The organism is Streptomyces sp. NPDC048644, assembly GCF_043199105.1.
Lineage (GTDB): Bacteria > Actinomycetota > Actinomycetes > Streptomycetales > Streptomycetaceae > Streptomyces.
Genome location: NZ_JBICVO010000001.1, coordinates 759,157 through 783,166 on the forward strand (window position 1 = coordinate 759,157; position 24,010 = coordinate 783,166).

Below are 24,010 nucleotides of genomic sequence, written 5' to 3' on the forward strand. Positions count from 1 at the left end.
CGATGCACGACGCTCTGACCCGGGTGGGCCGCGCGCTGCGGGTGGTACTGCTGCTCGCGCTGGCCCTGCTGTTCCTGATCCCGTTCTACCTCCTGGTGCGCAACGGCCTGGCGACCGAGGCGGACATCACCGCGCCGGACTGGACCCTCTTCCCGCGCGCCCTCCAGTGGTCGAACCTGACCGAGGTCTTCGACGACCCGAACCTCCCGCTGGGCCGGGCGCTGCTCAACTCCACGCTGATCGCCGTCGCCACGACCGTCGGCACGGTGCTGCTGGCCTCGCTCGCCGGCTACGGGCTGGCCCGGATCCCCTACCGCGGCGCGAACGCGGTGTTCTACGCGATCCTCGGCACCCTGATGGTCCCGGCGGCCGTCACGTTCGTCCCGAGCTTCGTGCTGGTCTCGACGCTCGGCTGGATCTCCACGCTGCGCGGACTCGTCATCCCGACGCTGTTCAGCGCGTTCGCCTGCTTCATCTTCCGGCAGTACTTCCTCGGCTTCCCCAAGGAGCTGGAGGACGCGGCCAGGGTCGACGGCCTGGGGTACTGGCGCACGTACTGGCGGATCGTGGTGCCCAATGCCCGCCCGGTGTTCGCCGCGGTCTCCACCATCGTCTTCATCGGCGCCTGGAACGCCTTCCTGTGGCCGCTGGTGATCGGCCAGGACCAGCAGTCGTGGACGGTGCAGGTCGCCCTGTCGACGTTCACCACCGCGCAGAACCTCAACCTCCACAAGCTGTTCGTCGCCGCGGCCGTCTCGATCGCCCCGCTGGTGGTGGTGTTCCTGGTGCTCCAGCGGTACATCGTGGCGGGTGTGGAACGGTCGGGCATCGACGACTGAGGGCCGCGGCGGACCGGGTCCTGATGCGGGCGGCGGCTTCGGCGGCCGGGCAATGGGGTACGGTGCCAGGCATGAGCACGCACCCGAACGTCCGTGAGGCGGCGCCGCGACACCGCGGCCCCCACGGCGAGTGCGCGCCCCGCGGCCTGAGCTTCCTGCGCCGCCGCGGCCGGGTGGGTTCTCCCCCCGCCGCCCTCTGTACGTCCTGACGGCACCCGGTACCGGCCTTCGGCCTCCCGGCTCCCGTCACGACGCTCTCCTCCCCTCCCCCTCCTCCCCCCTGCCCTCTTCTCCCCTACCAGGAGGATCAGTTGACGGCTCTCACCGACTCCCCGCGCCCCGCCACCGCCCCCGTCCTGCGTCCGCACCACATTCCCGCCGACGGCCTGTACGAAGGCGACCGCGTCCTGCGCCGCACCCCCGACGGCTGGCAGGACCGGCCGTACGACCTGTTCGACGTCGTACCGCAAGGCCGCACCATCGGGGCCGAAATTCGCGGCCTCGACCTGTCCCGTCCGCTCTCCGCCGAGCTGCGCGCGGAGCTGAACCGGGCGCTCGTCGAATGGAAGGTGCTGTTCTTCAGGAGTCAGCATCTGACCTCCGCCGCGCAACGTGAATTCGCCGCGAACTGGGGGGAGTTGGAGACCAATCCGCTCCTGGCGACCGGCGCGGAGAAGGACGTGGTGCGCTTCGACAAGGGGCCCGGCGCCGTACCGACGTTCGAAAATGTCTGGCATACGGACGTCACCTTCCGCGAACGGCCCGCGCTGGGCGCGGTGTTGCAGCTGCGGGAGGTGCCGCCGTCCGGCGGCGACACCATGTGGGCCGATATGGCCGCGGCATACGACAACCTGCCGTCGGACATCAAGGAACGCATCGACGGGGCGCGTGCGGTGCACGACTACCTGCCGGGATTCGCGCGCTTCTATTCCGCGGAACGGCTCGCCCCGCTCCAGGAGGAATTCCCGCCGGTGGAACACCCGGTGGTACGCCGCCATCCCGAGACCGGCCGCCGGATGCTGTTCGTCAACACCTCGTTCACCACCCGCATCGTGGGCCTTCCTGAAGCCGAGAGCGACCGGCTGCTGCGCCTGCTCTTCCAGCAGGCGCACGTACCGGAGTTCCAGGTCCGCTTCCGCTGGCAGCCGGGCGACGTCGCCTTCTGGGACAACCGCGCGACCCAGCACTACGCCGTCGCCGACTACGCCCCGCACCGCCGGGTCGCCGAACGCGTCGCCATCGCGGGCGACCGGCCGTACTGAGGGCCGCGCGGCCGGGGGCGCGGCGGTGCCGCCGCCCTCAGCCGCACTTCGACCGCTCGCAGGCCGCCTCCGCCGGTACGCCCCCGCGCAGCAGTGCGGTCCCCAGCGGCGTCAGGGTGTGCAGTACGGCGTTGCCCTGCCGGAGGGTGACCAGCAGACCGGCGTCGCGCAGGACCGTCGCGTGCTGGCTGGCCGAGGCGAGCGAGACGTCGACGCGGCGGGCGAGTTCACTGGTGGTGCAGCCGACGCCGATGCCCCGGAGGATCTCCGAGCGGGTGCGTCCCACCAGCCGGCCCAGGGAGTGTTCCGGCGGCAGCGGGGGCACGGCCCGCGGCACCGGGTGCTCGACGGGGTAGACCAGGACGGGCGTCAGGTCCGGGTTGTGGAAGGTGACCGGCGTGCGGCGGCAGAAGTACGAGGGCAGCAGCAGCAGCCCGCGGCCGTCGAGATGCAGATCGCGGTCGACGGGGTAGTCGGCCTCCAGGATCGGGGCGCGCCAGCGCAGCATCGGCGGGAGGGTGGCCAGCAGTTGGTCGGCGCCGCCGTCCAGCAGGGCCCGGCCGCGGGCGGCCCGGTCGGCCGCTATGCGGGCCTGGAGCCGCGGCCAGTAGGGGGCGACGGCGGCGTCGTGGTAGCGCTGGAGGGTGCCGGCGAGGCGGCCGATCTGGCGGGCGTCGCCGTCCCCCATGGCCCGTATCCATGACGGGATCGGGTGGGCGTGGGAGAGCCTGGACAGCTCGGTGTGCACCCGCGCGGGCGGTGTCTCGCGCAGTGCGCCCAGCGCATTGTCGAGGCCCAGCAGCCCTTCGGGCGGGGTGAGGAAATCCGGGAAATAGCCCCGGGTGGGAACGAGCGGCGCCAGCAGACGCGTTTCGCCATTCAACTTCTCTCGTGTTTCTGCGCGCCATTTTCCGAACGCCGTGTCGTCACGTCGGTCGCGCAGTCGGTGAAAACTGAGGATCGTCTCCCACAGCACATCCGGACGCGCGGCTATCCGCACGCGGGCCAGATCGAGTCCACTGAAATGGACGCGTAACACCGAACCCCCACCCATGGCTTCCTCGGTTGCCCCCCGGCACGCCTGAGTATGCACGCCGACACACGCGGTCACCATGCCCTTTTGGCCAGAGTTGAAAAGGGTCGCGCTCCCCCGTGGTGAGCGGGAATGCTGTACTCAATTCAACGGCGGTACGTGCGGCACGGATTGCTCGATCCCGTGGGGGGTGATGGGCAAAGACCCGGCCGTTCGGCATTACCCGTTGAAGGCCGCCTTCCCACGCCGACATGGGAGGCGGCAGCTCCCGAGGGGGGAGTCCGGAAAAAGGCGAGGGCGGCACCTCCGCACAGGTGCCGCCCTCGTTGTGGTGCCGGACCCGGCGGCGCAGTTGAGGGTCTGGTGCCGCCGCCGGTCCGGTGGTCGCATGCCGGGTGCCGCGCGCGCCTGGCGCTCGCGTCACCCGTCGGGTCAGCGGCTGTCGCTCCCCTTCGACTCGGCTGCCGCGCGGCCCGCCTCCAGGCGGGCGACGGGGATGCGGAACGGCGAGCAGGAGACGTAGTCCAGGCCCGCCTCGTGGAAGAAGTGCACCGACTCCGGGTCGCCGCCGTGCTCGCCGCAGACGCCGAGCTTGAGGTCGGGACGGGTGGCCCGGCCGGCCGCGGCGGCGTCCCGTACGAGCTTGCCGACGCCGTCCTTGTCGATGGTCTCGAAGGGGCTGACGCCGAAGATGCCCTTCTCCAGGTAGGCGGTGAAGAAGCTGGCCTCGACGTCGTCGCGGGAGAAGCCCCAGACGGTCTGCGTGAGGTCGTTGGTGCCGAAGGAGAAGAAGTCGGCGGACTCGGCGATCTGGCCCGCCGTCAGCGCGGCGCGGGGCAGCTCGATCATGGTGCCGAGGGTGAGCTTGAGGCTGACCCCGCGGGCCTGTTCGACCTCGGCGATGACCTGCTCGGCCTCGTCGCGGACGATCTCCAGTTCCTGGACGGTGCCGACCAGCGGAATCATGATCTCCGCCCGCGGGTCGCCCTTGGCGTTCTTCCGCTCGGCCGCCGCCTCGGCGATGGCCCGCACCTGCATGGCGAACAGGCCGGGGATGACCAGACCGAGGCGCACGCCGCGCAGCCCCAGCATCGGGTTCTGCTCGTGCAGCTTGTGCACGGCCTGGAGGAGGCGCAGGTCGTTCTCGTTGGCGTCCTTGCGGGCCTCGGCGAGCGCGACCCGGACCGACAGCTCGGTGATGTCGGGCAGGAACTCGTGCAGCGGCGGGTCAAGGAGACGTACGGTCACCGGCAGCCCGTCCATCGACTCGAACAGCTCGATGAAGTCGGCCTTCTGGAGCGGCAGCAGCTCGCGGAGCGCGGCTTCCCGGTCGGCGTCGGTGTCGGCCAGGACGAGGCGCTCGACCATCTCGCGGCGCTCGCCGAGGAACATGTGCTCGGTGCGGCACAGGCCGATGCCCTGGGCGCCGAACCGGCGGGCGCGGGCGGCGTCCTCGGCGTTGTCGGCGTTGGCGCGCACCCGCAGCCGGCGCACCCGGTCCGCGTACGCCATGATCCGGTGGACGGCCTTGACCAGTTCGTCGGCGTCGTCGGCGCCGGCGTGCATCCGGCCCTCGAAGTACTCGACGACGGGCGACGGCACGACCGGCACCTCGCCGAGGTAGACCTTGCCCGACGAGCCGTCGATGGAGACGACGTCGCCCTCCTCGACGACGACGCCGTCCTTGGTCGTCATCCGGCGGGACTTGGTGTCGACCTCCAGCTCCTCGGCGCCGCAGACGCAGGTCTTGCCCATGCCGCGGGCGACGACGGCGGCGTGCGAGGTCTTGCCGCCGCGTGAGGTGAGGATGCCCTCGGCGGCGATCATGCCGTTGAGGTCGTCGGGGTTGGTCTCGCGGCGGATGAGGATGACCTTCTCACCCGAGCGTGACCACTTGACGGCGGTGTACGAGTCGAAGACGGCCTTGCCGACGGCGGCGCCGGGCGATGCGGCGATGCCGCGGCCGATGGTCTCGGACTTCGCGCCGATGTCGAAGCGCGGGAACATCAGCTGGGCGAGCTGCGCGCCGTTGACCCGCTGCAGGGCCTCGGCCTCGTCGATCAGACCCTGGTCGACGAGCTGGGTGGCGATGCGGAAGGCGGCGCCAGCGGTGCGCTTGCCGACCCGGGTCTGGAGCATCCACAGCTTGCCGCGCTCGATGGTGAACTCGATGTCGCACAGGTCCTTGTAGTGCGTTTCGAGCGTTTCCATGATCTGCATCAGCTGGTCGTAGGAGGACTTGTCGATGTCCTCCAGGTCGGCCAGCGGCACGGTGTTGCGGATACCGGCGACGACGTCCTCGCCCTGCGCGTTCTGCAGGTAGTCGCCGTAGACGCCCTGGTGGCCGCTGGCGGGGTCGCGGGTGAAGGCGACGCCGGTGCCGGAGTCGGGGCCGAGGTTGCCGAAGACCATGGAGCAGACGTTGACGGCGGTGCCGAGGTCGCCGGGGATGCGCTCCTGACGCCGGTAGAGCTTGGCGCGGTCGGTGTTCCAGGAGTCGAAGACCGCCCGTACGGCGAGGTCCATCTGCTCGCGCGGCTCCTGCGGGAACTCGCGTCCCGTCTCCTTGGAGACGATGGTCTTGAACCGCTCGACCAGCGCCTGGAGGTCGGCGGCGTCCAGGTCGACGTCGACGGTGACGCCCTTGGCCCTCTTGGCCTCCTCCAGCGCCTCCTCGAAGAGGTCGCCCTCGACGTCCAGCACGGTCTTGCCGAACATCTGGATGAGGCGGCGGTAGGAGTCCCACGCGAACCGCTCGTCGCCCGCCTGCGCGGCGAGGCCGGAAACCGACGCATCGGAGAGCCCGATATTGAGAACGGTGTCCATCATGCCAGGCATCGAGAACTTCGCCCCTGAACGCACCGATACGAGAAGGGGGTTGTCGGCCTGGCCGAGCTTCTTACCCATCTGCCGCTCAAGAGCATCAAGGTGCTCGGACACCTCGGCACGCAGTGCCTCAGGCTCCTCGCCACTGTCGAGGTAGACCTTGCAGGCTTCGGTGGTGATGGTGAAGCCGGGCGGGACGGGGAGCCCCAGGTTGGTCATCTCGGCAAGGTTGGCGCCCTTGCCACCGAGGAGGTCCTTCAGGTCCTTGTTGCCTTCGGTGAAGTCGTAGACGAACTTCGCGGACGCAGGCTGGTTTACGTGGGGATTCTGTGTTTCCGACACGGGACTGGACTCCTCGCGGACGGCTGCCCTGACGGCGAGGAACATACCCAGATCGAAGGCGTCTGGGTACGTCCACTTGGTCGACATGCGTGCGTAACCCGTCGTCCGCCACCAGATCGAAAGTTTTCCCTCGTTGCGGCATGAATTCACTATCTGAATACATCACTTCACTGAGCGACCGGATACGCCGCCATCCGCTACACAGCGTGCAACTTGCATCGAGGTATCGAACGGCGAACCCATGGCACCCAGTGCCACCGTTGGAGAGATGGAGCCCCCCTAGGGATGCTCATCTGAGCGGACCCCCTATCAAGGGTGGCGAGAATCACGCGCTCTAGCGAGTCCCGATCCCCTCATTCGAGCGACATGGAGTGCGGCGCGAGGCACGCAACAGCCGCCCTTTCCGTCGCGATCCGGACCTCTCTCCGGGCCACCGGGTGCCGAGCGACAGGATCCGGTCATAGTTCCGCGGGGCCGGCGGCCGTCAGACCCCGCCTTCCGGGCCGGGGCCGCCACGGCGCTGCGCCCGGTCGGCCGAGCGCCCGGGGATGGCACCCCGCCCGGCGGGCAGGCTGATGAGGACAGCGCACCGAGAGCCGCACACGGCAAGGAGCCAACGATGGGCCCCACCGACAGCCACCCGGACGACGCCCGCCCCACCGCCGCAGCCGGCGAGGACCGGGAACACGGCGCATCCGCCGGGGAATTCGGCAACGCGACGTACGGGCAGAAGCCGTTCCGCCGGTCCCGGAGCCACTTCGCCGACCGCGTCACGGCCGACGGCAGGGACGGCTGGCCGGTCGAGGCGGGCCGCTACCGGCTGGTGGCCAGCCGGGCCTGCCCCTGGGCGAGCCGGGTGCTGGTCTCCCGTCGGCTGCTCGGCCTGGAGGACGCGCTCTCGCTCGGCATCACCGACCCCCTCCAGGACGAACGCAGCTGGCGCTTCACCCTGGACCCCGGCGGGCGCGACCCGGTCCTCGGCATCCGGTACCTCAGCGAGGCGTACGACGCGCGGGAGTCCGGCTATCCGGGCGGCGTCAGCGTGCCGGCGATCGTGGACGTGCCCAGCGGGCGGCTGGTCACCAACGACTTCCAGCAGATCACCCTGGACCTGGCGACCGAGTGGACGGCGCTGCACCGGCCGGGCGCCCCCGACCTGTACCCGGAGCCACTGCGCGCGGAGATCGACGAGGTCATGGAGGGGGTCTACCGCGACGTCAACAACGGGGTGTACAAGGCCGGGTTCGCCACCGGGCAGCGCGAGTACGACGAGGCGTGCACGGCCCTGTTCGGGCGCCTGGAGGCGCTGTCCGAGCGACTGTCGGGGCAGCGCTACCTGGTGGGCCGCTCCGTCACGGAGGCCGACATCCGGCTGTTCACCACCCTGGTGCGGTTCGACGCCGTCTACCACGGCCACTTCAAGTGCAACCGCTTCAAGCTGGCCGAAGACCCGGTGCTGTGGGCGTACGTGAAGGACCTCTACCAGACACCTGGCTTTGGTGACACGGTCGATTTCCACCACATCAAGCAGCACTACTACCGGGTGCACACGGGCGTGAACCCGACCGGCATCGTGCCGCTCGGACCTGACCTCGACGGCTGGCTCACGCCGCACCACCGCGAGGAGCTGGGCGGCACGCCGTTCGGGGACGGCACCCCGCCGGGCCCGGTCCCCGCGGGCGAGGAGGTGCCGCCCGGGGGACGCCCCTGATCCCGGGCCGCCCCAGGGCCGTCAGCCGCCGGAGGTGTCCAGCTCCGCGTCCGCGCCCACGCCGGCGCAGTCGTAGGGGTCGTCCAGCCAGCCGTCGGGCAGGACCACACGGTCACGGCCCGAGGTGCGGCCACGCGGGCCGTCGGCGCCGGCCGGCCAGGGCTGGTCGAGGTCCAGCTGCTGGAGCAGGCCGTCCAGCTCGTCCAGCGACGAGGTGACGGCCAGGCTCCGGCGCATCTCGGAGCCGATCGAGAAGCCCTTGGTGTACCAGGCGACGTGCTTGCGGAAGTCGATCACGCCGCGGGTCTCGTCGCCGATCCACTCGCCGAGCAGCGTCGCGTGCCGCACCATCACGGCCGCGACCTCCTTGAACGTCGGCTCGGTGTACGTCCCGGTGCCCTCGAACGCGGCCACCAGATCGCCGAACAGCCACGGCCGCCCCAGGCAGCCGCGCCCCACGACGACGCCGTCGCAGCCGGTCTCGCGCACCATCCGCAGTGCGTCGTCCGCTGACCAGATGTCGCCGTTGCCCAGCACCGGAAGCTCGGGGACGTGCTCCTTGAGGCGCGCGATGGCGTCCCAGTCGGCGGTGCCGCTGTAGTGCTGGGCCGCCGTCCGCCCGTGCAGCGCGATGGCGGTGATGCCCTCGTCGGCGGCGATCCGTCCGGCGTCGAGGTAGGTGAGGTGATCGTCGTCGATGCCCTTGCGCATCTTCATCGTCACCGGCAGCGCGCCCGCGTTCGCCACCGCGTCCCGCAGGATCGCCCGCAGCAGATTCCGCTTGTACGGCAGCGCGGAGCCGCCGCCCTTGCGGGTCACCTTGGGCACCGGGCAGCCGAAGTTCAGGTCGATGTGGTCGGCCAGGTCCTCGTCGACGATCATGCGGACGGCCTTGCCGACGGTGTCCGGGTCGACGCCGTACAGCTGGATCGAGCGCGGCTTCTCGGCCGCGTCGAAGTGGATCAGCTGCATGGTCTTCTCGTTGCGCTCGACCAGCGCCCGCGTCGTGATCATCTCGCTGACGAACAGGCCCTTGCCGCCCGAGAACTCCCGGCACAGCGTCCGGAACGGGGCGTTGGTGATCCCGGCCATCGGCGCGAGCACCACGGGCGGTTGCACCGCGTGCGGTCCGATCTGGAGCAAGGTCATGGAAGCGGATTCCTTCGGCGGTCGGGGGACGGATGGCGGCGCGGCACCGGGCGGGCCGTCGTGCGACCTCCCATTGTCCCGCATCCGATGACCGGTTCCGGCAGGGCCTTCGGCCACCGGTCGTTGTAGCGTTCAACCATGCCTGAGCTGAGCCACCGGCGGCGCCTGCTCGTCCTGGCGATCTGCTGTATGAGCCTGCTGATCGTCAGCCTCGACAACACCGTCCTCAACGTCGCGCTGCCCTCCGTGCAGCGCGAACTGCACGCCTCGGTCTCCGGCCTGCAGTGGACCGTCGACGCCTACACGCTGGTCCTGGCCTCGCTGCTGATGCTGTCCGGCTCGATGGCCGACCGGCTCGGCAGGCGCCGGGTCTTCCTGGCCGGCCTGGTCGTCTTCTCGCTCGGGTCGCTGCTGTGCAGCCTGGCGCCCGGCCTGGAGTGGCTGGTGGTCTTCCGGATGGTGCAGGCGGTCGGCGGCTCGATGCTCAACCCCGTCGCGATGTCGATCATCACCAACACCTTCACCGAGCCCCGCGAACGGGCCCGCGCGATCGGTGTGTGGGGCGGCGTGGTCGGCATCAGCATGGCGGCCGGGCCGATCGTCGGCGGCCTGCTGGTGGAGTCCGTCGGCTGGCGCTCGATCTTCTGGATAAACGTCCCGATCGGCGCCCTGGCCCTCTTCCTGACCCTGCGCTACGTGCCCGAGTCCCGCGCCCCGAGGCCGCGCCGGGCCGACCCGGTCGGCCAGCTGCTGGTCATCGCCCTGTTCGGCTCGCTCACGTACGCGATCATCGAGGCGCCGGACGCCGGCTGGCTCTCCGCCGAGATCCTGACCTTCGCCCTCGTCGCGCTGATCGCGCTCGCCGGTCTCATCGGCTACGAACAGCGGCGCCGCGACCCGCTGATCGACCTGCGGTTCTTCCACAGCGCGCCGTTCAGCGGGGCCACCGTCGTCGCGGTCTGCGCGTTCGCCTCGCTCGCCGGCTTCCTCTTCATGAACACCCTCTACCTCCAGAACATCCGCGGCCTGTCCGCCCTGGAGGCCGGGCTCTACATGCTGCCGATGGCCGGGATGACGCTGCTGTTCGCGCCGCTGTCGGGGCGGCTGGTCGGCAGCCGGGGGCCGCGGCTGCCGCTGCTGCTCGCGGGCTGCGCGATGGGCGCCAGCGGGCTGCTGTTCGCGGGGTTCGACGCGGCGGCCGACAACGCGCTGCTGTTCACCGGCTACGTGCTCTTCGGCATCGGATTCGGCCTGGTCAATGCGCCGATCACCAATACCGCCGTGTCCGGCATGCCGCGCACCCAGGCGGGGGTCGCCGCGGCCGTCGCCTCGACCAGCCGCCAGGTCGGATCGTCGCTGGGAGTCGCGGTGATCGGCGCGGTGCTGGCGGGCGGTGTGCACACCGCCGCGGACCCGGCGCACGCGGCAGCTGCCGCCGACTTCGTCGCAGCCGCCCGCCCCGCCTGGTGGATCCTCACCGGCTGTGCCGCCGCCATCCTGCTGCTCGGCGCGCTGACCACAGGCCGCTGGGCCCGCGCCACGGCACGGCACACCGCCGCGCTGTTCGACGAGGAGCCGGCCCGCGGGCAGCCGTCGGCGACCACGGGCGCCTGACGTCCGCGGTCCGCCCGGGGCGCGCTGGGCGGCCGGTGCCACTCCAGGCGGGCCAGGGCTTCCAGCCGCTCCCGGGACGCGTCGTCGACCGGCGTGTACGTGAGCAGCCCGGGGCCGCGGCTGGGGCCCGTCCACAGCGACGCGACGGCGAGCCGGCCGATGCCCACCTATTGCGCCGAGCATGGCGGTTCTGGGGCTCGGCCAGGGGCTCGTGCTGCCGGTGCTGATGCGGATCGTGCTGAGCGAACTGCCGATGGCTCAGGCCGGGGTCGGCGGCGACGTCATGGTCACCACGCAGCAGTCCGGGCTCGCGCTGGGCGTGGCCACGCTCGGCACGCTCTTCCTGTCGGTGGCACCTTCGGCCGGTATCCGTGACGCGCTGCTCACGGCCCTGCTCACCCAGCTGGTGATCGACGACTGATGACGACTGACAGATATTGAAATCTGTCAGTCGTCATGCCATGCTGGGTGCACGCCACCGTCCCTCCCATCAAGGAGCACATCGTGCGCACCCGCACCCTCGGCACCACAGGACCCCGGACCTCCGCACTCGGCCTCGGCTGCATGGGCATGTCCGCCCTCTACGGCGACACCGACCGCGCCGAGTCCATCGCCACCCTGCACGCCGCCCTCGACGCCGGCGTCACCCTGCTCGACACCGGCGACTTCTACGGCATGGGGCACAACGAACTCCTCATCGGCGAAGCCCTGCGCACCGCCCCGGCCGCCGCCCGCGAAAAGGCCCTGACCAGCGTCAAGTTCGGCGCCCTTCGCTCCGTCGAAGGCGCCTTCAACGGCTACGACGGCCGTCCCGCTGCGGTCAAGAACTTCGCCGCGTACTCCCTCCAGCGGCTGGGTGTCGACCACATCGACATCTACCGCATCGCCCGGCTCGACTCCGATGTCCCGGTCGAGGAGACGGTCGGCGCCATCGCCGAGCTGGTCGAGGCGGGCCACGTCCGGCACATCGGCCTGTCCGAGGTCGGCGCCGGCACCCTGCGCAGGGCCGCGGCCGTCGCCCCGATATCCGACCTCCAGATCGAGTACTCCCTCATCTCCCGCGGCATCGAGGACAGCATCCTGCCCACCGCCCGCGAGCTGGGCATCGGCGTGACCGCGTACGGCGTGCTCGCCCGCGGCCTGATCAGCGGGCACTGGCAGCGCGACCGCACGCTCGCGGCGAACGACTTCCGCGGGATGAGCCCGCGCTTCCAGGGCGAGAACCTCGACCGCAATCTCGACCTGGTGGACGCGCTGCGCACGATCTCCGCGCAGCGGGGCGTCTCGGTCGCCCAGACCGCCATCGCCTGGGTGCTCTCCCGCGGCGACGACATCGTGCCGCTGGTCGGCGCCCGCCGCCGCGACCGGCTGGCCGAGGCCCTGGGCGCCGCCGACCTCACGCTGGACGCCGACGACCTCGCCGCCATCGAGGCCGCGGTACCCGCCGGTGCGGCGTCCGGCGACCGCTACCCGAAGGAGGCGATGGCGGACCTGGACAGCGAGCGGTGAGCGGCAGAGGCACGCGGGGCGGCTGCCGGGTACGGTCCCGTACGTACCCGGCGCACCCGCCAGGTACGGTCCGTACGTACCCGGCGCTCGTGTTCCCCGGTGGCCGCCTCCTCCGGCGGGTGCCGGGCGGGCACTCCGGGCGGGCGCGCCCGCCGGATGCGTCCGTACTCCGCCCCGTCACTCCGAAAGGCCGGCCGCGTCATGTCCTCCGAGACCCTGACTCCCGAGCGCATCCTCGAAGCCACCGAGGACGTGCTGCGCCGCTACGGCCCGGCGAAGGCCACGGTCGTCGATGTCGCGCGCGCCCTGGGAGTCAGCCACGGCAGCGTCTACCGCCACTTCCGTACGAAGGCGGCGCTGCGCGAGGCGGTCACGGCGCGCTGGCTGGACCGCACCAGCGAGCGGCTGTCGGAGATCGTCACGGAAGAGGGCCCGGCGGCCGACCGCCTGGACCGCTGGATGACCGCCCTGTTCGAGGCCAAGCGGCACAAGGCCGGTGACGACCCCGAGCTCTTCGCGACGTACATGGCGCTGATACGCGAGAGCGGCGGAGTCATCGACCGGCACATCACCGACCTGGAATCCCAGCTCACCGCCCTCATCGAAGCCGGCGTGGCCCAGGGCACCTTCACCGCCCCTTCCCCCGCCGTCACCGCCCGCGCCGTCTTCGACGCCACCGGCCGCTTCCACGACCCGGCCTACGCCCCCGAGTGGTCCCGCCCCGACATCGCCCCGGCCTTCGAAGCGGTACGCCACCTCGTCCTGCGCGGCCTGGGCGCCTGACGCCGGAGGCGGGCGTCAGGAGGGCGGCGGCCACCGGACCTGGCCACGGCCGCGTGCCCCTCAGCCCCGCCCCACGCCCAGGAAGCGGAGCACCGCCAGCACCCGGCGGTGGTCGGCGTCGGTCACCGGCAGGTCGAGCTTGGCCAGGATGCTGTTGATGTGCTTGGCGACCGCGCTCTCGCTCACGACGAGCTGCGCGGCGATCCCCGCGTTGGAGCGGCCCTCGGCCATCAGCGCCAGCACCTCGCGCTCGCGTCCGGTCAGCCGCTCCATCGGGTCGCTCGCCCTGCGTACCAGCAACTGCGCGACGACCTGCGGGTCGAGGGCGGTGCCGCCGTCCGCGACCCGCCGCAGTGCCTCGATGAACTCCTCGACGTCCGCGACCCGTTGCTTGAGGAGGTAGCCCACCCCGCTGGTGTGGGTCGCGAGCAGATCGGCCGCGTAGCGCTCCTCCACGTACTGGGACAGCATCAGCACCGCGGTACCCGGCCACTCCCGCCGGATGGACAGCGCGGCCCGCACCCCTTCGTCCGTGAAGCCGGGCGGCATCCGGACGTCCACCACCGCGAGGCCGGGCCGGTGGGCGGCGACGGCGGCCAGCAGCTGCTCCGCGTCGCCCGCTTCGGCCACCACCGTGAACCCGGCCATCTCCAGCACCTTGACCAGGCCGATCCGCAGCAGGACCGAGTCCTCGGCGATCACGGCGGTGCGCCCGCCGGCGCCCTCGGGGACCACGGCGGCACGGCTCACTTCGGGCACGGCAACTCCACTCTCATCACGGTCGGCCCTCCCACGGGGCTGCTCATCCGGAACGTCCCGTCCACCGAACGCACCCGCTGGGCAAGCCCCTTCAGACCGCTCCCCCGCGACGCGTCGGCGCCACCCGCCCCGTCGTCGGCTATCGCCACCCGCAGTATTCCGCCGAGCCGGGTGACGGTCACATCGGCCCGGGTCGCGTCCGGCGCGTGCTTGGCCACGTTGGTCAGCGCCTCCGATACGACGAAGTAGGCGACGGCCTCGACGGGCGCCGCGGCCCGCTCCGGCAGATCGACCCGCAGCCGCACCGGCAGCGGCGCTCGGGCCGCGAGCCCCGACAGCGCGGCGTCCAGGCCGAGTTCGTCGAGTACGGCGGGGTGCAGCCCGCGCACCAGGCTGTTCAGCTCCTCGATCGCGTCCTTCGCCTCGCGGTGCGCCGCGTCGATGACGTCCTTGGCCTCGGGAGGCAGATCGGTGAGCGTCGCCTTCGCCAGACCGAGGTTGAGCGCCAGCGACACCAGGCGCTGCTGGGCGCCGTCGTGCAGATCCCGTTCGATGCGGCGGCGTTCGGCGTCCGCCGCGTCCACCGCGCCCGCCCGGCTCTCGGTCAGGTCCTCGACCCGCCGCTCCAGTTCGTCGGACCGGCTGACCCCCAGCACCGCCCGCCCGACGAGATCCTCCAGCCGCACCAGACCGGCGGCCAGCGGCGGCACCGCGGCCAGCGCGAGCAGGCCGAGCGCGGTGACGTAGGCGGCCCGGGTCGTGTAGCCGGGGTGCCCGACGCGCCACTGCCAGGGCACGATCCAGATCCACACCAGCACCGTCGACGCCGCGATGCCCACCGCCAGCAGGGCGAGCAGCAGGAGTTCGAGCACGCCGAGCAGCGGGCCGATCAGGCACTGGTAGCCGAACTGCCGCCGTGCGCGCCGGAATCCGAGCCGCGGCAGCTCCACCCCGCACAGTGCGCGGAACCGCCACCGCTGGGCCTCCGTCAGGCCGTATCCGGCGGCGACGAGCAGGGCCAGCGGGACGGACAGGACCACCGGGGCGTCGGACGAGGTGCCGGCCAGCGTCTGGCCGATGAGCACCGCGGCCCAGACGAACAGCGGGACCGGCAGCAGGTGTACGAGCACCCCGGCGGCGAGGAAGAGCAGGTCGCGCCGCAGCCGCAGCAAGCGGCGCAACCAGGGCGGAAAGGTCATGTCCCCACGCTATGCGGGGTGCGCGCGGCACCGCACTGACGCCATCTACCGGTTCGGGGGTGTACCTGGTGCCACCCCAGGTCGGACAGCCGGGCTACCGACACGGGCGGCCCGGATCACAAGAGTGGAAGCCGAGCCCGAGAGCCGGGTTCCCTCTCCCTGAAAGCGGTCCCGACCATGGCCCTTGTCACCCTCAACTCCCCTGTCCCGACCGGTGGTTGGCGCCTCGCACGGGTCACGGGCGGCAGCCGTTGGCAGGGCCGGGTGCTGACCGGCGCGGGGCTCGCCCTGCTGCCGTGGACGGTCTGCCTCGCCACCACGCTGCCGCCCCGGCAGGCCGCCGCCTGGATCGCCCTCGACCTCCTGGAGGCGGCGGCCCTGCTGACCGCGGGGGCCCGCCTGCGGCGCGGCGCGCCGGGCCACCGCACGGCCGCGGCGGGCGCCGCCGTGCTGCTGACCGCCGACGCCGTCGTGGACGTCGCCACCGCGGCCGGCCCCGACCTGGCCTGCGCCGTGGCGATGGCGCTCGCCGCCGAACTCCCGCTGGCGGCCCTGTGCGCACGGCTCGCGCTGCGCCCGGCCACGCCGAACGGCCGCTGATCCGGTCCCCGCGACCCGCCTCCTTCGCCACACACGTCAGGCGCCGCCCCTCCGGGATTCCCCGGCGGGACGGCGCCTGATGCGACGCGTGGACGGCGCGACCTCGAAAGGCCCCGCGCCCCGGACTAGCAGCCGAGCAGCCGCGCGCCCAGGTACGCCTGGATCTGGTCCAGGGAGACGCGCTCCTGCTTCATGGTGTCGCGCTCGCGCACGGTCACCGCGTTGTCGTCGAGGGTGTCGAAGTCGACGGTGACGCAGAACGGGGTGCCGATCTCGTCCTGGCGGCGGTAGCGGCGGCCGATGGCGCCCGCGTCGTCGAACTCGATGTTCCAGTTCTTGCGCAGGTCGGCGGCGAGACCCTTGGCCTTCGGCGACAGCTGCGGGTTGCGGGACAGCGGCAGCACGGCGACCTTGACCGGCGCCAGGCGCGGGTCGAGGCGCATGACCGTGCGCTTCTCCATCTTGCCCTTGGCGTTCGGCGCCTCGTCCTCGATGTACGAGTCGAGCATGAAGGCGAGCATGGCGCGGTTCACGCCGGCCGCCGGCTCAATGACGTACGGAGTCCAGCGCTCGCCGGCCTCCTGGTCGAAGTACGACAGGTCCTGGCCTGACGCCTTGGAGTGCGCGGACAGGTCGAAGTCGGTGCGGTTGGCCACACCCTCCAGCTCGGAGAACTCGGTGCCGCCGAAGTTGAAGCGGTACTCGATGTCAGCGGTGCGCTTGGAGTAGTGGGAGAGCTTCTCCTTGGGGTGGTCGTACCACCGGATGTTCTCCTCACGGATACCGAGGTCGCGGTACCAGTTCCAGCGCTGCTCCATCCAGTACTCGTGCCACTGCTCGTCCTCGCCCGGCTTGACGAAGAACTCCATCTCCATCTGCTCGAACTCGCGGGTGCGGAAGATGAAGTTGCCCGGAGTGATCTCGTTCCGGAAGGACTTGCCCATCTGCGCGATGCCGAACGGCGGCTTCTTGCGGGAGGTCTGCTGGACCTGGGCGAAGTTGGTGAAGATGCCCTGCGCGGTCTCGGGGCGCAGGTAGGCGACCGACGCGGTGTCCTGCGAGGGGCCGAGGTGGGTGGAGAGCAGGCCGGAGAACTGCTTGGGCTCGGTGAAGGAGCCCTTGTTGCCGCAGTGCGGGCAGTTCAGGTCGGCCAGACCGTTCGCGGGCAGCCGCCCGTGCTTCGCCTCGTACGCCTCTTCCAGGTGGTCGGCGCGGAAGCGCTTGTGGCAGGCGGTGCACTCGGTGAGCGGGTCGGTGAAGGTGGCGACGTGGCCGGAGGCCACCCAGACCTCGGGGGCCAGGATCACGGACGAGTCGAGGCCGACGACGTCGTCGCGCGAGGTGACCATGGAGCGCCACCACTGACGCTTGAGGTTCTCCTTGAGCTCGACACCCAGCGGACCGTAGTCCCAGGCGGCCCGCGAACCGCCGTAGATCTCACTACAGGGGTAGACGAAGCCACGGCGCTTGCTCAGGCTGACGATGCTATCGATCTTGTCGGCGGCCACGGTGCTCTCTTCATACGACGACGAACGATGGATGGGGGGCGGCGCACAGCGCCACGATGCGGAGGCGGTGATGAGACGAACCAAGAATGATTCAGGGTACCGGCGGCCGTACCCCCCGGGCCAAATCGGATAACGGCCACTTCCCGCTTCGTCCCGGAACCCGCCCTTCCCTACCGGTCCGACAATCCGCTTTGTTGACAATCGTTTCCAACTTTGTTGAAAATGACTGTCATGAACATACGTCGCCTCATACCGACCGCTGCCGTCGCCGGAGCCTCCGCCCTCGGTCTCCTGGCCCTCTCCGCCTGCTCCGCGTCCGACGGCGCGGGCCGCGACAACGGCAAGCTGAAGGTGACGGCGTCGTTCTATCCGATGCAGTTCCTCGCGGAGCAGATCGGCGGGGACCACGTCGAGGTGTCCAACCTCACCAAGCCCGGCGTCGAGCCGCACGACCTGGAGCTTTCCCCGCGGCAGACCGGCGCGCTCGGCGAGTCCGGCGCGATCGTCTACCTCAAGGGCCTCCAGCCCGCCGTCGACGAGGCGATCAAGCAGTCCGGCGTCAAGAACGTCGCCGACGCCGCCGCGATGACCTCGATGGAGGAGCACGGCTCCGAGGTGGGCGGCCACCACCACACCACCGGCGACAACCACGCGCACTCCAAGTCCGAGGCGGAGGCCGGCGACGACCCGCACATCTGGCTCGACCCCGTGAAGTACGCCCAGGTCGCCAAGGGCGTGAACAAGACCCTCGCCAAGGCCGACCCGGACCACAAGGCCGACTACCAGAAGAACACCGACGCGTTGGTGAAGAAGCTGGACGGGCTGAACACCGCCTTCGAGAACGGCTTGAAGAACCGCGCGTCGGACACCTTCATCACCACCCACGCGGCCTTCGGCTACCTCGCCGAGCGCTACGGCCTGACCGAGGAGGCCATCAGCGGCATCGACCCCGAGTCCGAGCCCAGCGCCAACCGCATCAAGGCGCTGCACACCCTCGCCGGCAAGCACCACGTCTCCACGGTGTTCTTCGAGACCCTCGCCAACCCGGCCACCGCCAAGTCCCTGGCGGGCGACCTGCACCTGAAGACCGACGTCCTCGACCCGCTCGAAGGGATCACGGACAAGACCCGCGGCCGGGACTACTTCGAGGTGATGCAGTCCAACCTCGCCGCCCTCCAGAAGGCGCTCGGCAGCAAGTGACCCACCCCCAACCGCCCGCCCGGGACCGCACGTCGTGACGGAGACCACCATGAACACACCGGTGCAAGAGCCGGACCGGCAGCCGGTCATCGGCCTGCGCGCGGCCACCGCGACGCTGGGCGCCCGCCAGGTCCTGCGCGGCGTCGACCTGACCGTACGCACCGGCGAGGTCGTCGCCCTGCTCGGCGCCAACGGCTCGGGCAAGTCCACCGCCGTACGGTCGGTGATCGGCCAGGTGCCGCTCACCGGCGGCACGCTGGCGCTCTTCGGCACGGAGTTCCGCCGCTTCAAGGACTGGGCGCGGATCGGCTACGTGCCGCAGCGCACCACGGCCGCGGGCGGCGTCCCCGCCACCGTCAGCGAGATCGTCACGGCCGGGCGGCTGGCCCGTACGAAGTTCGGCCTGCTGCGCAAGGCCGACCGCGCCGCCGTGCACCACGCCCTGGAGCTGGTCGGGATGGCCGACCGCGCCAAGGACTCGGTGAGCGCGCTCTCCGGCGGCCAGCACCAGCGGGTGCTGATCGCCCGCGCGCTGGCCGTCGAGCCGGAACTGCTGATCATGGACGAGCCGATGGCAGGCGTGGACCTGGCCAGCCAGGAAGTGCTGGCCGGCGCGCTGCGCGAGCAGGTCGCCCGCGGCACCACCGTCCTGCTCGTACTGCACGAACTGGGCCCGCTGGAGCCGCTGATCGACCGTGCCGTGGTCCTCCGGGACGGCTGCGTGGTGCACGACGGCCCGCCGCCGGAGGCCGTCGGCCAGCACGCCCTGCCCGGCCACGACCATGTCCACCCGCACGCCGACCCGGCGCCGATCCGTACAGGACTGCTGAGCTGACATGGAAATCCTCGACTACACCTTCATGCAGCGGGCCCTGCTCGCCGCCCTGATCGTCGGCATCACCGCGCCCGCCATCGGCATCTACCTCGTCCAGCGGCGGCAGTCCCTGATGGGCGACGGCATCGGCCACGTCGCGCTGACCGGCGTCGGCCTCGGCTTCCTGATCAACAGCGGCTCCATCTGGGCCAGCCCGGTCTGGGTCGCCACCTTCGTCGCCATCGGCGGCTCCGTCGCCATGGAGCTGATCCGCTGGTACGGCAGGACCCGCGGCGATCTGGCGCTCGCCATGCTGTTCTACGGCGGCATGGCCGGCGGCGTGATGCTGATGAACCTGTCCGACGCGGGCTCCAACGCCAACCTCAGCACCTACCTCTTCGGCTCGATCACCACCGTCTCCTCACAGGACATGGTGACGATCTGCGTGCTGGCCGCCGTGGTCCTCGCGATCACCATCGGGCTGCGCCGCCAGCTGTTCGCGGTCTGCCAGGACGAGGAGTTCGCCCGGGTCACCGGACTGCCGGTGCGGCTGCTGAACCTCCTGGTGGCGGTCACCGCCGCGGTCACCGTCACCGTCGCCATGCGGGTCGTCGGCCTGCTGCTGGTCTCCGCGCTGATGGTGATCCCGGTCGCCGCCGCCCAGCAGATCACCCGCAGCTTCGCGGTGACCTTCGTGCTGGCCGTGGCGATCGGCGTGGGCGTGACCCTGACCGGCACCGCCACCTCGTACTACGTCGACGTCCCGTCCGGCGCGACCATCGTGCTCTTCGCCATCGTGCTGTTCGTGCTCTTCACCGCGCTCGCCGCTCCCCTAGCGAAAAAGCGCGCGCGGGCAGCCGCCGACGGCGCGAAGGGGTGCACCCTGGAAGTACCCGGCAGCCGGACCGCGGCGGACGACGTGAGCGTCTGACCGTACGGGTAGGTGCCGGGTGACGGGGCAGGTCAGGAGTGCGGGTGACCCGCCCGGGACAGCCGGTAAGTGTTCCACCGGCGTTCCGGTCATCACCTGGCACAATGGCCCCACCCGTCCAAGGGGGACGGCCACGACCTAGGGAGGCAACGGTGGCGACGAGCGCGGGATCTCCGGTACGCGGCCGGTCGACGCGGCAGCGGACCGCGGTGTCCGCCGCACTCGACGAGGTGGACGAGTTCCGCAGTGCGCAGGAGCTGCACGACATGCTCAAGCACCGCGGCGACTCGGTCGGGCTGACCACCGTCTACCGCACGCTGCAGTCCCTCGCCGACGCAGGCGAGGTGGACGTGCTGCGCACCAGCGAGGGCGAGGCGGTCTACCGCCGGTGCAGCACCGACGACCATCACCACCACCTGGTGTGCCGGGCCTGCGGCAAGGCCGTCGAGGTCGAGGGCCCTGCGGTGGAGAAGTGGGCCGACCAGATCGCCGCGGAGCACGGCTTCCGCGACGTGGCGCACACCATCGAGATCTTCGGCACCTGCGGCGACTGCGCGGGCGAGCAGCCGGACGCGGCACAGGCGTAGCCGCAGGCGCGAACGAACGGGCCGCCTCTCCCTGATCCGGGGAGGCGGCCCGTTCGGCGTTTTCGGCGTTCCGCCGCCGCTACGACAGGCCCTACGTCGCCGACTCGCCCTCAGCGACCGGCGCCGCGCCGAACCTGCGGTCCCGCTTCGCGTACTCCAGGCAGGCTTCCCAGAGGTTCCGGCGGTCGAAATCCGGCCAGAGAATGTCCTGGAACACCATCTCGGCGTAGGCGCTCTGCCAGATCAGGTAGTTCGACGTCCGCTGCTCGCCGGACGGCCGCACGAAGAGGTCCACGTCCGGCATGTCCGGGTAGTACATGTACTTCGCGAGGGTCTTCTCGTTGACCTTCGCCGGGTCGAGCTTGCCCGCCTTCACGTCCGCCGCGATCCCTGCGGCGGCGTCCGCGATCTCCGCCCGACCGCCGTAATTCACGCAGAAATACAGCGTCATCGCGTCATTGTTCTTGGTCTGCTCCTGCGCGACCTGGAGTTCCTGGACGACGGACTTCCACAGCTTCGGCATCCGCCCGACCCACCGGATGCGGATACCCAGCGCGTCCATCTCGTCACGCCGCCGCCGGATGACGTCCCGGTTGAAATTCATCAGGAAACGCACCTCGTCGGGCGACCGCTTCCAGTTCTCCGTCGAGAAGGCGTACAGCGAAAGGTTCTTCACACCCATTTCGATGCAGCCCTTGAGTACGTCCATGACGACGCCCTCGCCGACCTTGTGCCCTTCGGTGCGCGGCAGCCCGCGTTCCTTGGCCCAGCGGCCGTTCCCGTCCATGACGACGGCGACGTGTTCCGGCACCAGTTCGCCGGGAATCTTCGGCGGACGCGCGCCGGAAGGATGCGGCTCGGGCGTCTCGTATTCACGCCGGTTACGGCCCAGAATCCCGCGTCGTGCCATGCGCCCCACGTCTCCCATATCTCAATCGCCCTGGGCCGGATCAGGCCGGACCGGGCCGGATTACGTCTCGTCCTGCGTCTCGTCGATTCCTGCACACCGGGCCCCCGTCACGCGCTATTTCTCCACGTACCGGAGGGAACGCAGACCCCGCTCCAGGTGCCAGTGCAGATACGCGGCGACGAGCCCGCTGCCCTCGCGGACATGCCGAGGCTCGCTCGCGTCCGCCGTCTCCCAGTCGCCGGTCAGCAGCGCGCTGAGGAGCCCGATGGCCTCAGAGGAGGGTACGACGCTTCCCGGCACCCGGCAGTCGCCGCACACCACACCTCCCGAACCGACCGAGAAGAACCGGTTCGGGCCCGGCAGTCCGCATTTCGCACAGCTGTCGAAGCTCGGCGCGTAGCCGTTGACGGCCAGCGAGCGCAGCAGGAACGCGTCCAGGACCAGATGCGGCTCGTGCTCCCCGCGCGCCAGCGTCCGCAGCCCGCCGACCAGCAGCAGGTACTGCTGCACCGCCGGCTCGCCCTCGTGATCGGTGAACCGCTCGGCCGTCTCCAGCATCGCCGTGCCCGCCGTGTAGCGGCCGTAGTCGGTGACGATCCCGCCGCCGTACGCCGCGATCGTCTCGCTCTGCGTGCACAGCGGCAGCCCGCGCCCGATCAGCTCGCTGCCGCGCGCGAAGAACTGCACGTCGACGTGGGAGAACGGTTCGAGCCGCGCCCCGAACTTCGACTTCGTCCGCCGCACGCCGCGCGCCACCGCCCGTACACGGCCGTGACCCCGGGTGAGCAGCGTGATGATCCGGTCCGCCTCACCCAGCTTCTGGGTGCGCAGCACGATGCCGTCGTCGCGGAACAGACTCATGGGGGCCATTCTCGCGCATCGGCCGGACGCGGCCGGCCCTGCCCTTGGAGACCTCAGGCTCAGGACGCGAACTTCTCGATGGCCGCCGTGGTGACGGGGGTGAAGAAGTTGACGAGGTTGCCGTCGGGGTCGCGGAACAGCAGCGACCTGTTGCCCCAGGGCATCGTGGTGGGCTCGGTGACGAAGTCGGTGACGAAGCCGGTCAGCTCCTGGTGCACGCGGTCCACGTCGTCGACGCGGAACTCGGTGATCACGCTGCGGTTGTCCGCCGGGCGGGCCGAGCCAGGGGCGAACAGCGGGACGGTGCCGGTGCCGGCGATAGCGAGGGTCGCGTGGGGAGTCCTGAGTTCGGCGAAGTCCTCGGTAGCCCACGCCGCCTGCACCCCTGTGACGCGCTCGTAGAACGCGACGAGGCGCGCGACGTCGCCGGTGATGATGCGGATCGAGACGAAGTCCATGGTGATCTCCTCGGCTGCGGGAACGGCTACGGGAACGGCTACGGGAACGACTGCGCCTCGCAGGCTAGGAGAAATAGCGGACAGAATCGGTCCAGTATTCGCGTTAGGTTGGGACCATGCCTCGCCCCACCGGCCGCGTGCTGACACTCCTTGAACTGCTTCAGTCGGGCGGTACGCGGACGATGGCCGAACTGGCCGACCGGCTCGGCGTCGACGGTCGCACCGTGCGGCGGTACGTGGACCAACTGGCCGACCTCGACGTGCCCGTGGAGTCGGTACGCGGGCGCTACGGCGGGTACCGGCTCGCTCCCGGATACCGTCTGCCTCCGCTCATGCTCAGCGACGACGAGGCGCTGGCCGTACTGCTCGGGCTGATCGCCGGCCGCCGGACAGGGCTGATGACGGCCGGGCACACGGCGAGCGAGACCGCATCGGCCAAGATCCGGCGGGTGCTGCCCCGGCACATCGCCCGCCGGCTCGACACGCTCCTGGACTCGCTCGCCTTCACGGACCGGCCCGGCGAGTTCGCCACCCCGGACGCCGAAGCCCTGCTCACCCTCGCCGACGCGGTACGCCACCGCCGCCCCGTCTCGCTCAGATACACCGACCGCGACGCCCGGCACAGCGAACGCACCCTGCACGCGTACGGGATCGTCGCCCATGCGGGCCGGTGGTACGTCACGGGCAAGGACCCCGGGATCGGCGAGGACCGGACCTTCCGGCTCGACCGCATCACGGACGCACGGACCCTGCCCGGTTCCTTCGATGCACCCGCCGATCCCGATCCGGCACAGCGCGTGCTGTCAGGCTTCGCCACGGCCGAGTACCGGCACGAGGTGATCTTGCGCATCCATGGGACGGCCGAGCAGATCCGCGCCCACCTTCCCGCCGCCGTCGCGAGCCTGGAAGAGCTGGAGGAGTACGAGCCCGTGGCGGGCGAAGCCCCGGCGACCGAGCACCGGTTGCGCGTCCGGCTACGGGTGGAGCGGCTCGACTGGCTGCCGCCGGTATTGGCCGCACTCGACCGGCCGTTCGTCATCGAGCGCCCCGCTGAACTGCGCGACCTCGTCACCGCGTTCGCGGACCGCCTCGCGTCCCACGCCCGCCGGACCTGA

21 protein-coding genes and 1 pseudogene are annotated in these 24,010 nt (G+C 70.9%); 13 read left to right on the plus strand and 9 right to left on the minus strand.

Going from position 1 to position 24,010, the window contains the following annotated elements; all coding sequences use genetic code 11:
• Window positions 1–2: 2 nt before the first annotated feature.
• Window positions 3–839 (plus strand): carbohydrate ABC transporter permease, encoded by an 837-nt coding sequence (locus ACGFNI_RS03425; protein WP_393680126.1) that lies wholly within the window; start codon window positions 3–5, stop codon window positions 837–839.
• A 311-nt stretch (window positions 840–1,150) separates the two neighbouring features.
• Complete coding sequence (locus ACGFNI_RS03430) at window positions 1,151–2,101, plus strand: TauD/TfdA dioxygenase family protein (RefSeq protein WP_393680128.1); 951 nt, start codon at window positions 1,151–1,153, stop codon at window positions 2,099–2,101.
• Between the two features lie 37 nt (window positions 2,102–2,138).
• Here ACGFNI_RS03430 and ACGFNI_RS03435 read toward each other — a convergent pair whose 3' ends face one another.
• Window positions 2,139–2,984 (minus strand): ArsR/SmtB family transcription factor, encoded by an 846-nt coding sequence (locus tag ACGFNI_RS03435; RefSeq protein WP_393680130.1) that lies wholly within the window; start codon window positions 2,982–2,984, stop codon window positions 2,139–2,141.
• Window positions 2,985–3,566: 582 nt separating this feature from the next.
• Window positions 3,567–6,347 carry a pyruvate, phosphate dikinase gene (gene ppdK / locus ACGFNI_RS03440; protein ID WP_393680346.1) on the minus strand — a complete coding sequence of 927 codons (2,781 nt, stop codon included), beginning with the start codon at window positions 6,345–6,347 and terminating at the stop codon, window positions 3,567–3,569.
• Window positions 6,348–6,921: 574 nt separating this feature from the next.
• On the opposite strand from ppdK, the gene ACGFNI_RS03445 reads away from it, so the two are divergent.
• Window positions 6,922–8,013, plus strand: coding sequence for a glutathione S-transferase family protein (locus ACGFNI_RS03445; protein ID WP_393680131.1), 1,092 nt, complete (start codon window positions 6,922–6,924; stop codon window positions 8,011–8,013).
• A gap of 21 nt (window positions 8,014–8,034) precedes the next feature.
• On the opposite strand, the gene dusB is transcribed toward ACGFNI_RS03445, so the two are convergent.
• Window positions 8,035–9,162 carry a tRNA dihydrouridine synthase DusB gene (gene dusB, locus ACGFNI_RS03450; protein ID WP_393680133.1) on the minus strand — a complete coding sequence of 376 codons (1,128 nt, stop codon included), beginning with the start codon at window positions 9,160–9,162 and terminating at the stop codon, window positions 8,035–8,037.
• A gap of 138 nt (window positions 9,163–9,300) precedes the next feature.
• Between dusB and ACGFNI_RS03455 the strand changes: the two genes are divergently transcribed.
• From ACGFNI_RS03455 to ACGFNI_RS03470, 4 genes and pseudogenes are all read left to right on the plus strand, one after another.
• Entirely contained in the window at window positions 9,301–10,776 is a 1,476-nt protein-coding gene (locus tag ACGFNI_RS03455) for an MFS transporter (protein WP_393680135.1), read from the plus strand.
• Between the two features lie 169 nt (window positions 10,777–10,945).
• Window positions 10,946–11,197 (plus strand): annotated as a pseudogene (locus ACGFNI_RS03460) (MFS transporter); the annotation flags it as partial.
• Between the two features lie 83 nt (window positions 11,198–11,280).
• Complete coding sequence (locus ACGFNI_RS03465; protein WP_393680137.1) at window positions 11,281–12,285, plus strand: aldo/keto reductase; 1,005 nt, start codon at window positions 11,281–11,283, stop codon at window positions 12,283–12,285.
• 201 nt (window positions 12,286–12,486) lie between these two features.
• Entirely contained in the window at window positions 12,487–13,068 is a 582-nt protein-coding gene (locus ACGFNI_RS03470) for a TetR family transcriptional regulator (RefSeq protein WP_393680139.1), read from the plus strand.
• 60 nt (window positions 13,069–13,128) lie between these two features.
• Here ACGFNI_RS03470 and ACGFNI_RS03475 read toward each other — a convergent pair whose 3' ends face one another.
• Entirely contained in the window at window positions 13,129–13,770 is a 642-nt protein-coding gene (locus ACGFNI_RS03475; RefSeq protein ID WP_393680348.1) for a response regulator, read from the minus strand.
• Window positions 13,771–13,814: 44 nt separating this feature from the next.
• On the minus strand, window positions 13,815–15,026 hold the full coding sequence (locus ACGFNI_RS03480) for a sensor histidine kinase (protein WP_393680141.1): 1,212 nt from the start codon (window positions 15,024–15,026) through the stop codon (window positions 13,815–13,817).
• A gap of 177 nt (window positions 15,027–15,203) precedes the next feature.
• Between ACGFNI_RS03480 and ACGFNI_RS03485 the strand changes: the two genes are divergently transcribed.
• Window positions 15,204–15,626 (plus strand): hypothetical protein, encoded by a 423-nt coding sequence (locus ACGFNI_RS03485; protein ID WP_393680142.1) that lies wholly within the window; start codon window positions 15,204–15,206, stop codon window positions 15,624–15,626.
• Window positions 15,627–15,751: 125 nt separating this feature from the next.
• Here the strand turns inward: ACGFNI_RS03485 and ACGFNI_RS03490 are convergent, their stop codons facing one another.
• On the minus strand, window positions 15,752–17,134 hold the full coding sequence (locus ACGFNI_RS03490) for a glycine--tRNA ligase (protein WP_393680144.1): 1,383 nt from the start codon (window positions 17,132–17,134) through the stop codon (window positions 15,752–15,754).
• A 231-nt stretch (window positions 17,135–17,365) separates the two neighbouring features.
• On the opposite strand from ACGFNI_RS03490, the gene ACGFNI_RS03495 reads away from it, so the two are divergent.
• The 4 genes from ACGFNI_RS03495 to ACGFNI_RS03510 all read left to right on the plus strand — a co-directional run bounded on the left by ACGFNI_RS03495 (window position 17,366) and on the right by ACGFNI_RS03510 (window position 20,666).
• The gene (locus ACGFNI_RS03495; protein ID WP_393680145.1) at window positions 17,366–18,334 is read left to right on the plus strand and encodes a metal ABC transporter substrate-binding protein; all 969 of its coding nucleotides are present in this window, start codon (window positions 17,366–17,368) and stop codon (window positions 18,332–18,334) included.
• Between the two features lie 49 nt (window positions 18,335–18,383).
• Entirely contained in the window at window positions 18,384–19,169 is a 786-nt protein-coding gene (locus ACGFNI_RS03500; RefSeq protein ID WP_393680147.1) for a metal ABC transporter ATP-binding protein, read from the plus strand.
• 1 nt (window position 19,170) lies between these two features.
• On the plus strand, window positions 19,171–20,079 hold the full coding sequence (locus ACGFNI_RS03505) for a metal ABC transporter permease (protein WP_393680148.1): 909 nt from the start codon (window positions 19,171–19,173) through the stop codon (window positions 20,077–20,079).
• Window positions 20,080–20,231: 152 nt separating this feature from the next.
• On the plus strand, window positions 20,232–20,666 hold the full coding sequence (locus ACGFNI_RS03510; protein WP_393680149.1) for a Fur family transcriptional regulator: 435 nt from the start codon (window positions 20,232–20,234) through the stop codon (window positions 20,664–20,666).
• A 91-nt stretch (window positions 20,667–20,757) separates the two neighbouring features.
• Here ACGFNI_RS03510 and ACGFNI_RS03515 read toward each other — a convergent pair whose 3' ends face one another.
• The 3 genes from ACGFNI_RS03515 to ACGFNI_RS03525 all read right to left on the minus strand — a co-directional run bounded on the left by ACGFNI_RS03515 (window position 20,758) and on the right by ACGFNI_RS03525 (window position 22,895).
• On the minus strand, window positions 20,758–21,576 hold the full coding sequence (locus ACGFNI_RS03515) for an isoprenyl transferase (RefSeq protein ID WP_393680151.1): 819 nt from the start codon (window positions 21,574–21,576) through the stop codon (window positions 20,758–20,760).
• 114 nt (window positions 21,577–21,690) lie between these two features.
• Window positions 21,691–22,437, minus strand: a complete 747-nt coding sequence (recO, locus tag ACGFNI_RS03520; protein WP_393680153.1) for a DNA repair protein RecO — start codon at window positions 22,435–22,437, stop codon at window positions 21,691–21,693.
• Window positions 22,438–22,496: 59 nt separating this feature from the next.
• Complete coding sequence (locus ACGFNI_RS03525; RefSeq protein ID WP_393680154.1) at window positions 22,497–22,895, minus strand: VOC family protein; 399 nt, start codon at window positions 22,893–22,895, stop codon at window positions 22,497–22,499.
• 116 nt (window positions 22,896–23,011) lie between these two features.
• Here ACGFNI_RS03525 and ACGFNI_RS03530 point away from each other — a divergent pair, with 116 nt between their 5' ends.
• A complete protein-coding gene (locus ACGFNI_RS03530; RefSeq protein WP_393680156.1) occupies window positions 23,012–24,010 on the plus strand; it encodes a helix-turn-helix transcriptional regulator in 999 nt (332 codons plus the stop codon).

Excerpts from the sequence above, each read along its gene's own strand:
- ACGFNI_RS03425 (WP_393680126.1), top strand. The coding sequence starts at position 3 with ATGCACGACGCTCTGACCCGGGTGGGCCGCGCGCTGCGGGTGGTACTG.
- ppdK (WP_393680346.1), bottom strand. The coding sequence starts at position 6,347 with ATGTTCCTCGCCGTCAGGGCAGCCGTCCGCGAGGAGTCCAGTCCCGTG.
- ACGFNI_RS03445 (WP_393680131.1), top strand. The coding sequence starts at position 6,922 with ATGGGCCCCACCGACAGCCACCCGGACGACGCCCGCCCCACCGCCGCA.
- dusB (WP_393680133.1), bottom strand. The coding sequence starts at position 9,162 with ATGACCTTGCTCCAGATCGGACCGCACGCGGTGCAACCGCCCGTGGTG.
- ACGFNI_RS03455 (WP_393680135.1), top strand. The coding sequence starts at position 9,301 with ATGCCTGAGCTGAGCCACCGGCGGCGCCTGCTCGTCCTGGCGATCTGC.
- ACGFNI_RS03470 (WP_393680139.1), top strand. The coding sequence starts at position 12,487 with ATGTCCTCCGAGACCCTGACTCCCGAGCGCATCCTCGAAGCCACCGAG.
- ACGFNI_RS03480 (WP_393680141.1), bottom strand. The coding sequence starts at position 15,026 with ATGACCTTTCCGCCCTGGTTGCGCCGCTTGCTGCGGCTGCGGCGCGAC.
- ACGFNI_RS03485 (WP_393680142.1), top strand. The coding sequence starts at position 15,204 with ATGGCCCTTGTCACCCTCAACTCCCCTGTCCCGACCGGTGGTTGGCGC.
- ACGFNI_RS03495 (WP_393680145.1), top strand. The coding sequence starts at position 17,366 with ATGAACATACGTCGCCTCATACCGACCGCTGCCGTCGCCGGAGCCTCC.
- ACGFNI_RS03500 (WP_393680147.1), top strand. The coding sequence starts at position 18,384 with ATGAACACACCGGTGCAAGAGCCGGACCGGCAGCCGGTCATCGGCCTG.
- ACGFNI_RS03505 (WP_393680148.1), top strand. The coding sequence starts at position 19,171 with ATGGAAATCCTCGACTACACCTTCATGCAGCGGGCCCTGCTCGCCGCC.
- ACGFNI_RS03515 (WP_393680151.1), bottom strand. The coding sequence starts at position 21,576 with ATGGCACGACGCGGGATTCTGGGCCGTAACCGGCGTGAATACGAGACG.
- recO (WP_393680153.1), bottom strand. The coding sequence starts at position 22,437 with ATGAGTCTGTTCCGCGACGACGGCATCGTGCTGCGCACCCAGAAGCTG.
- ACGFNI_RS03525 (WP_393680154.1), bottom strand. The coding sequence starts at position 22,895 with ATGGACTTCGTCTCGATCCGCATCATCACCGGCGACGTCGCGCGCCTC.
- ACGFNI_RS03530 (WP_393680156.1), top strand. The coding sequence starts at position 23,012 with ATGCCTCGCCCCACCGGCCGCGTGCTGACACTCCTTGAACTGCTTCAG.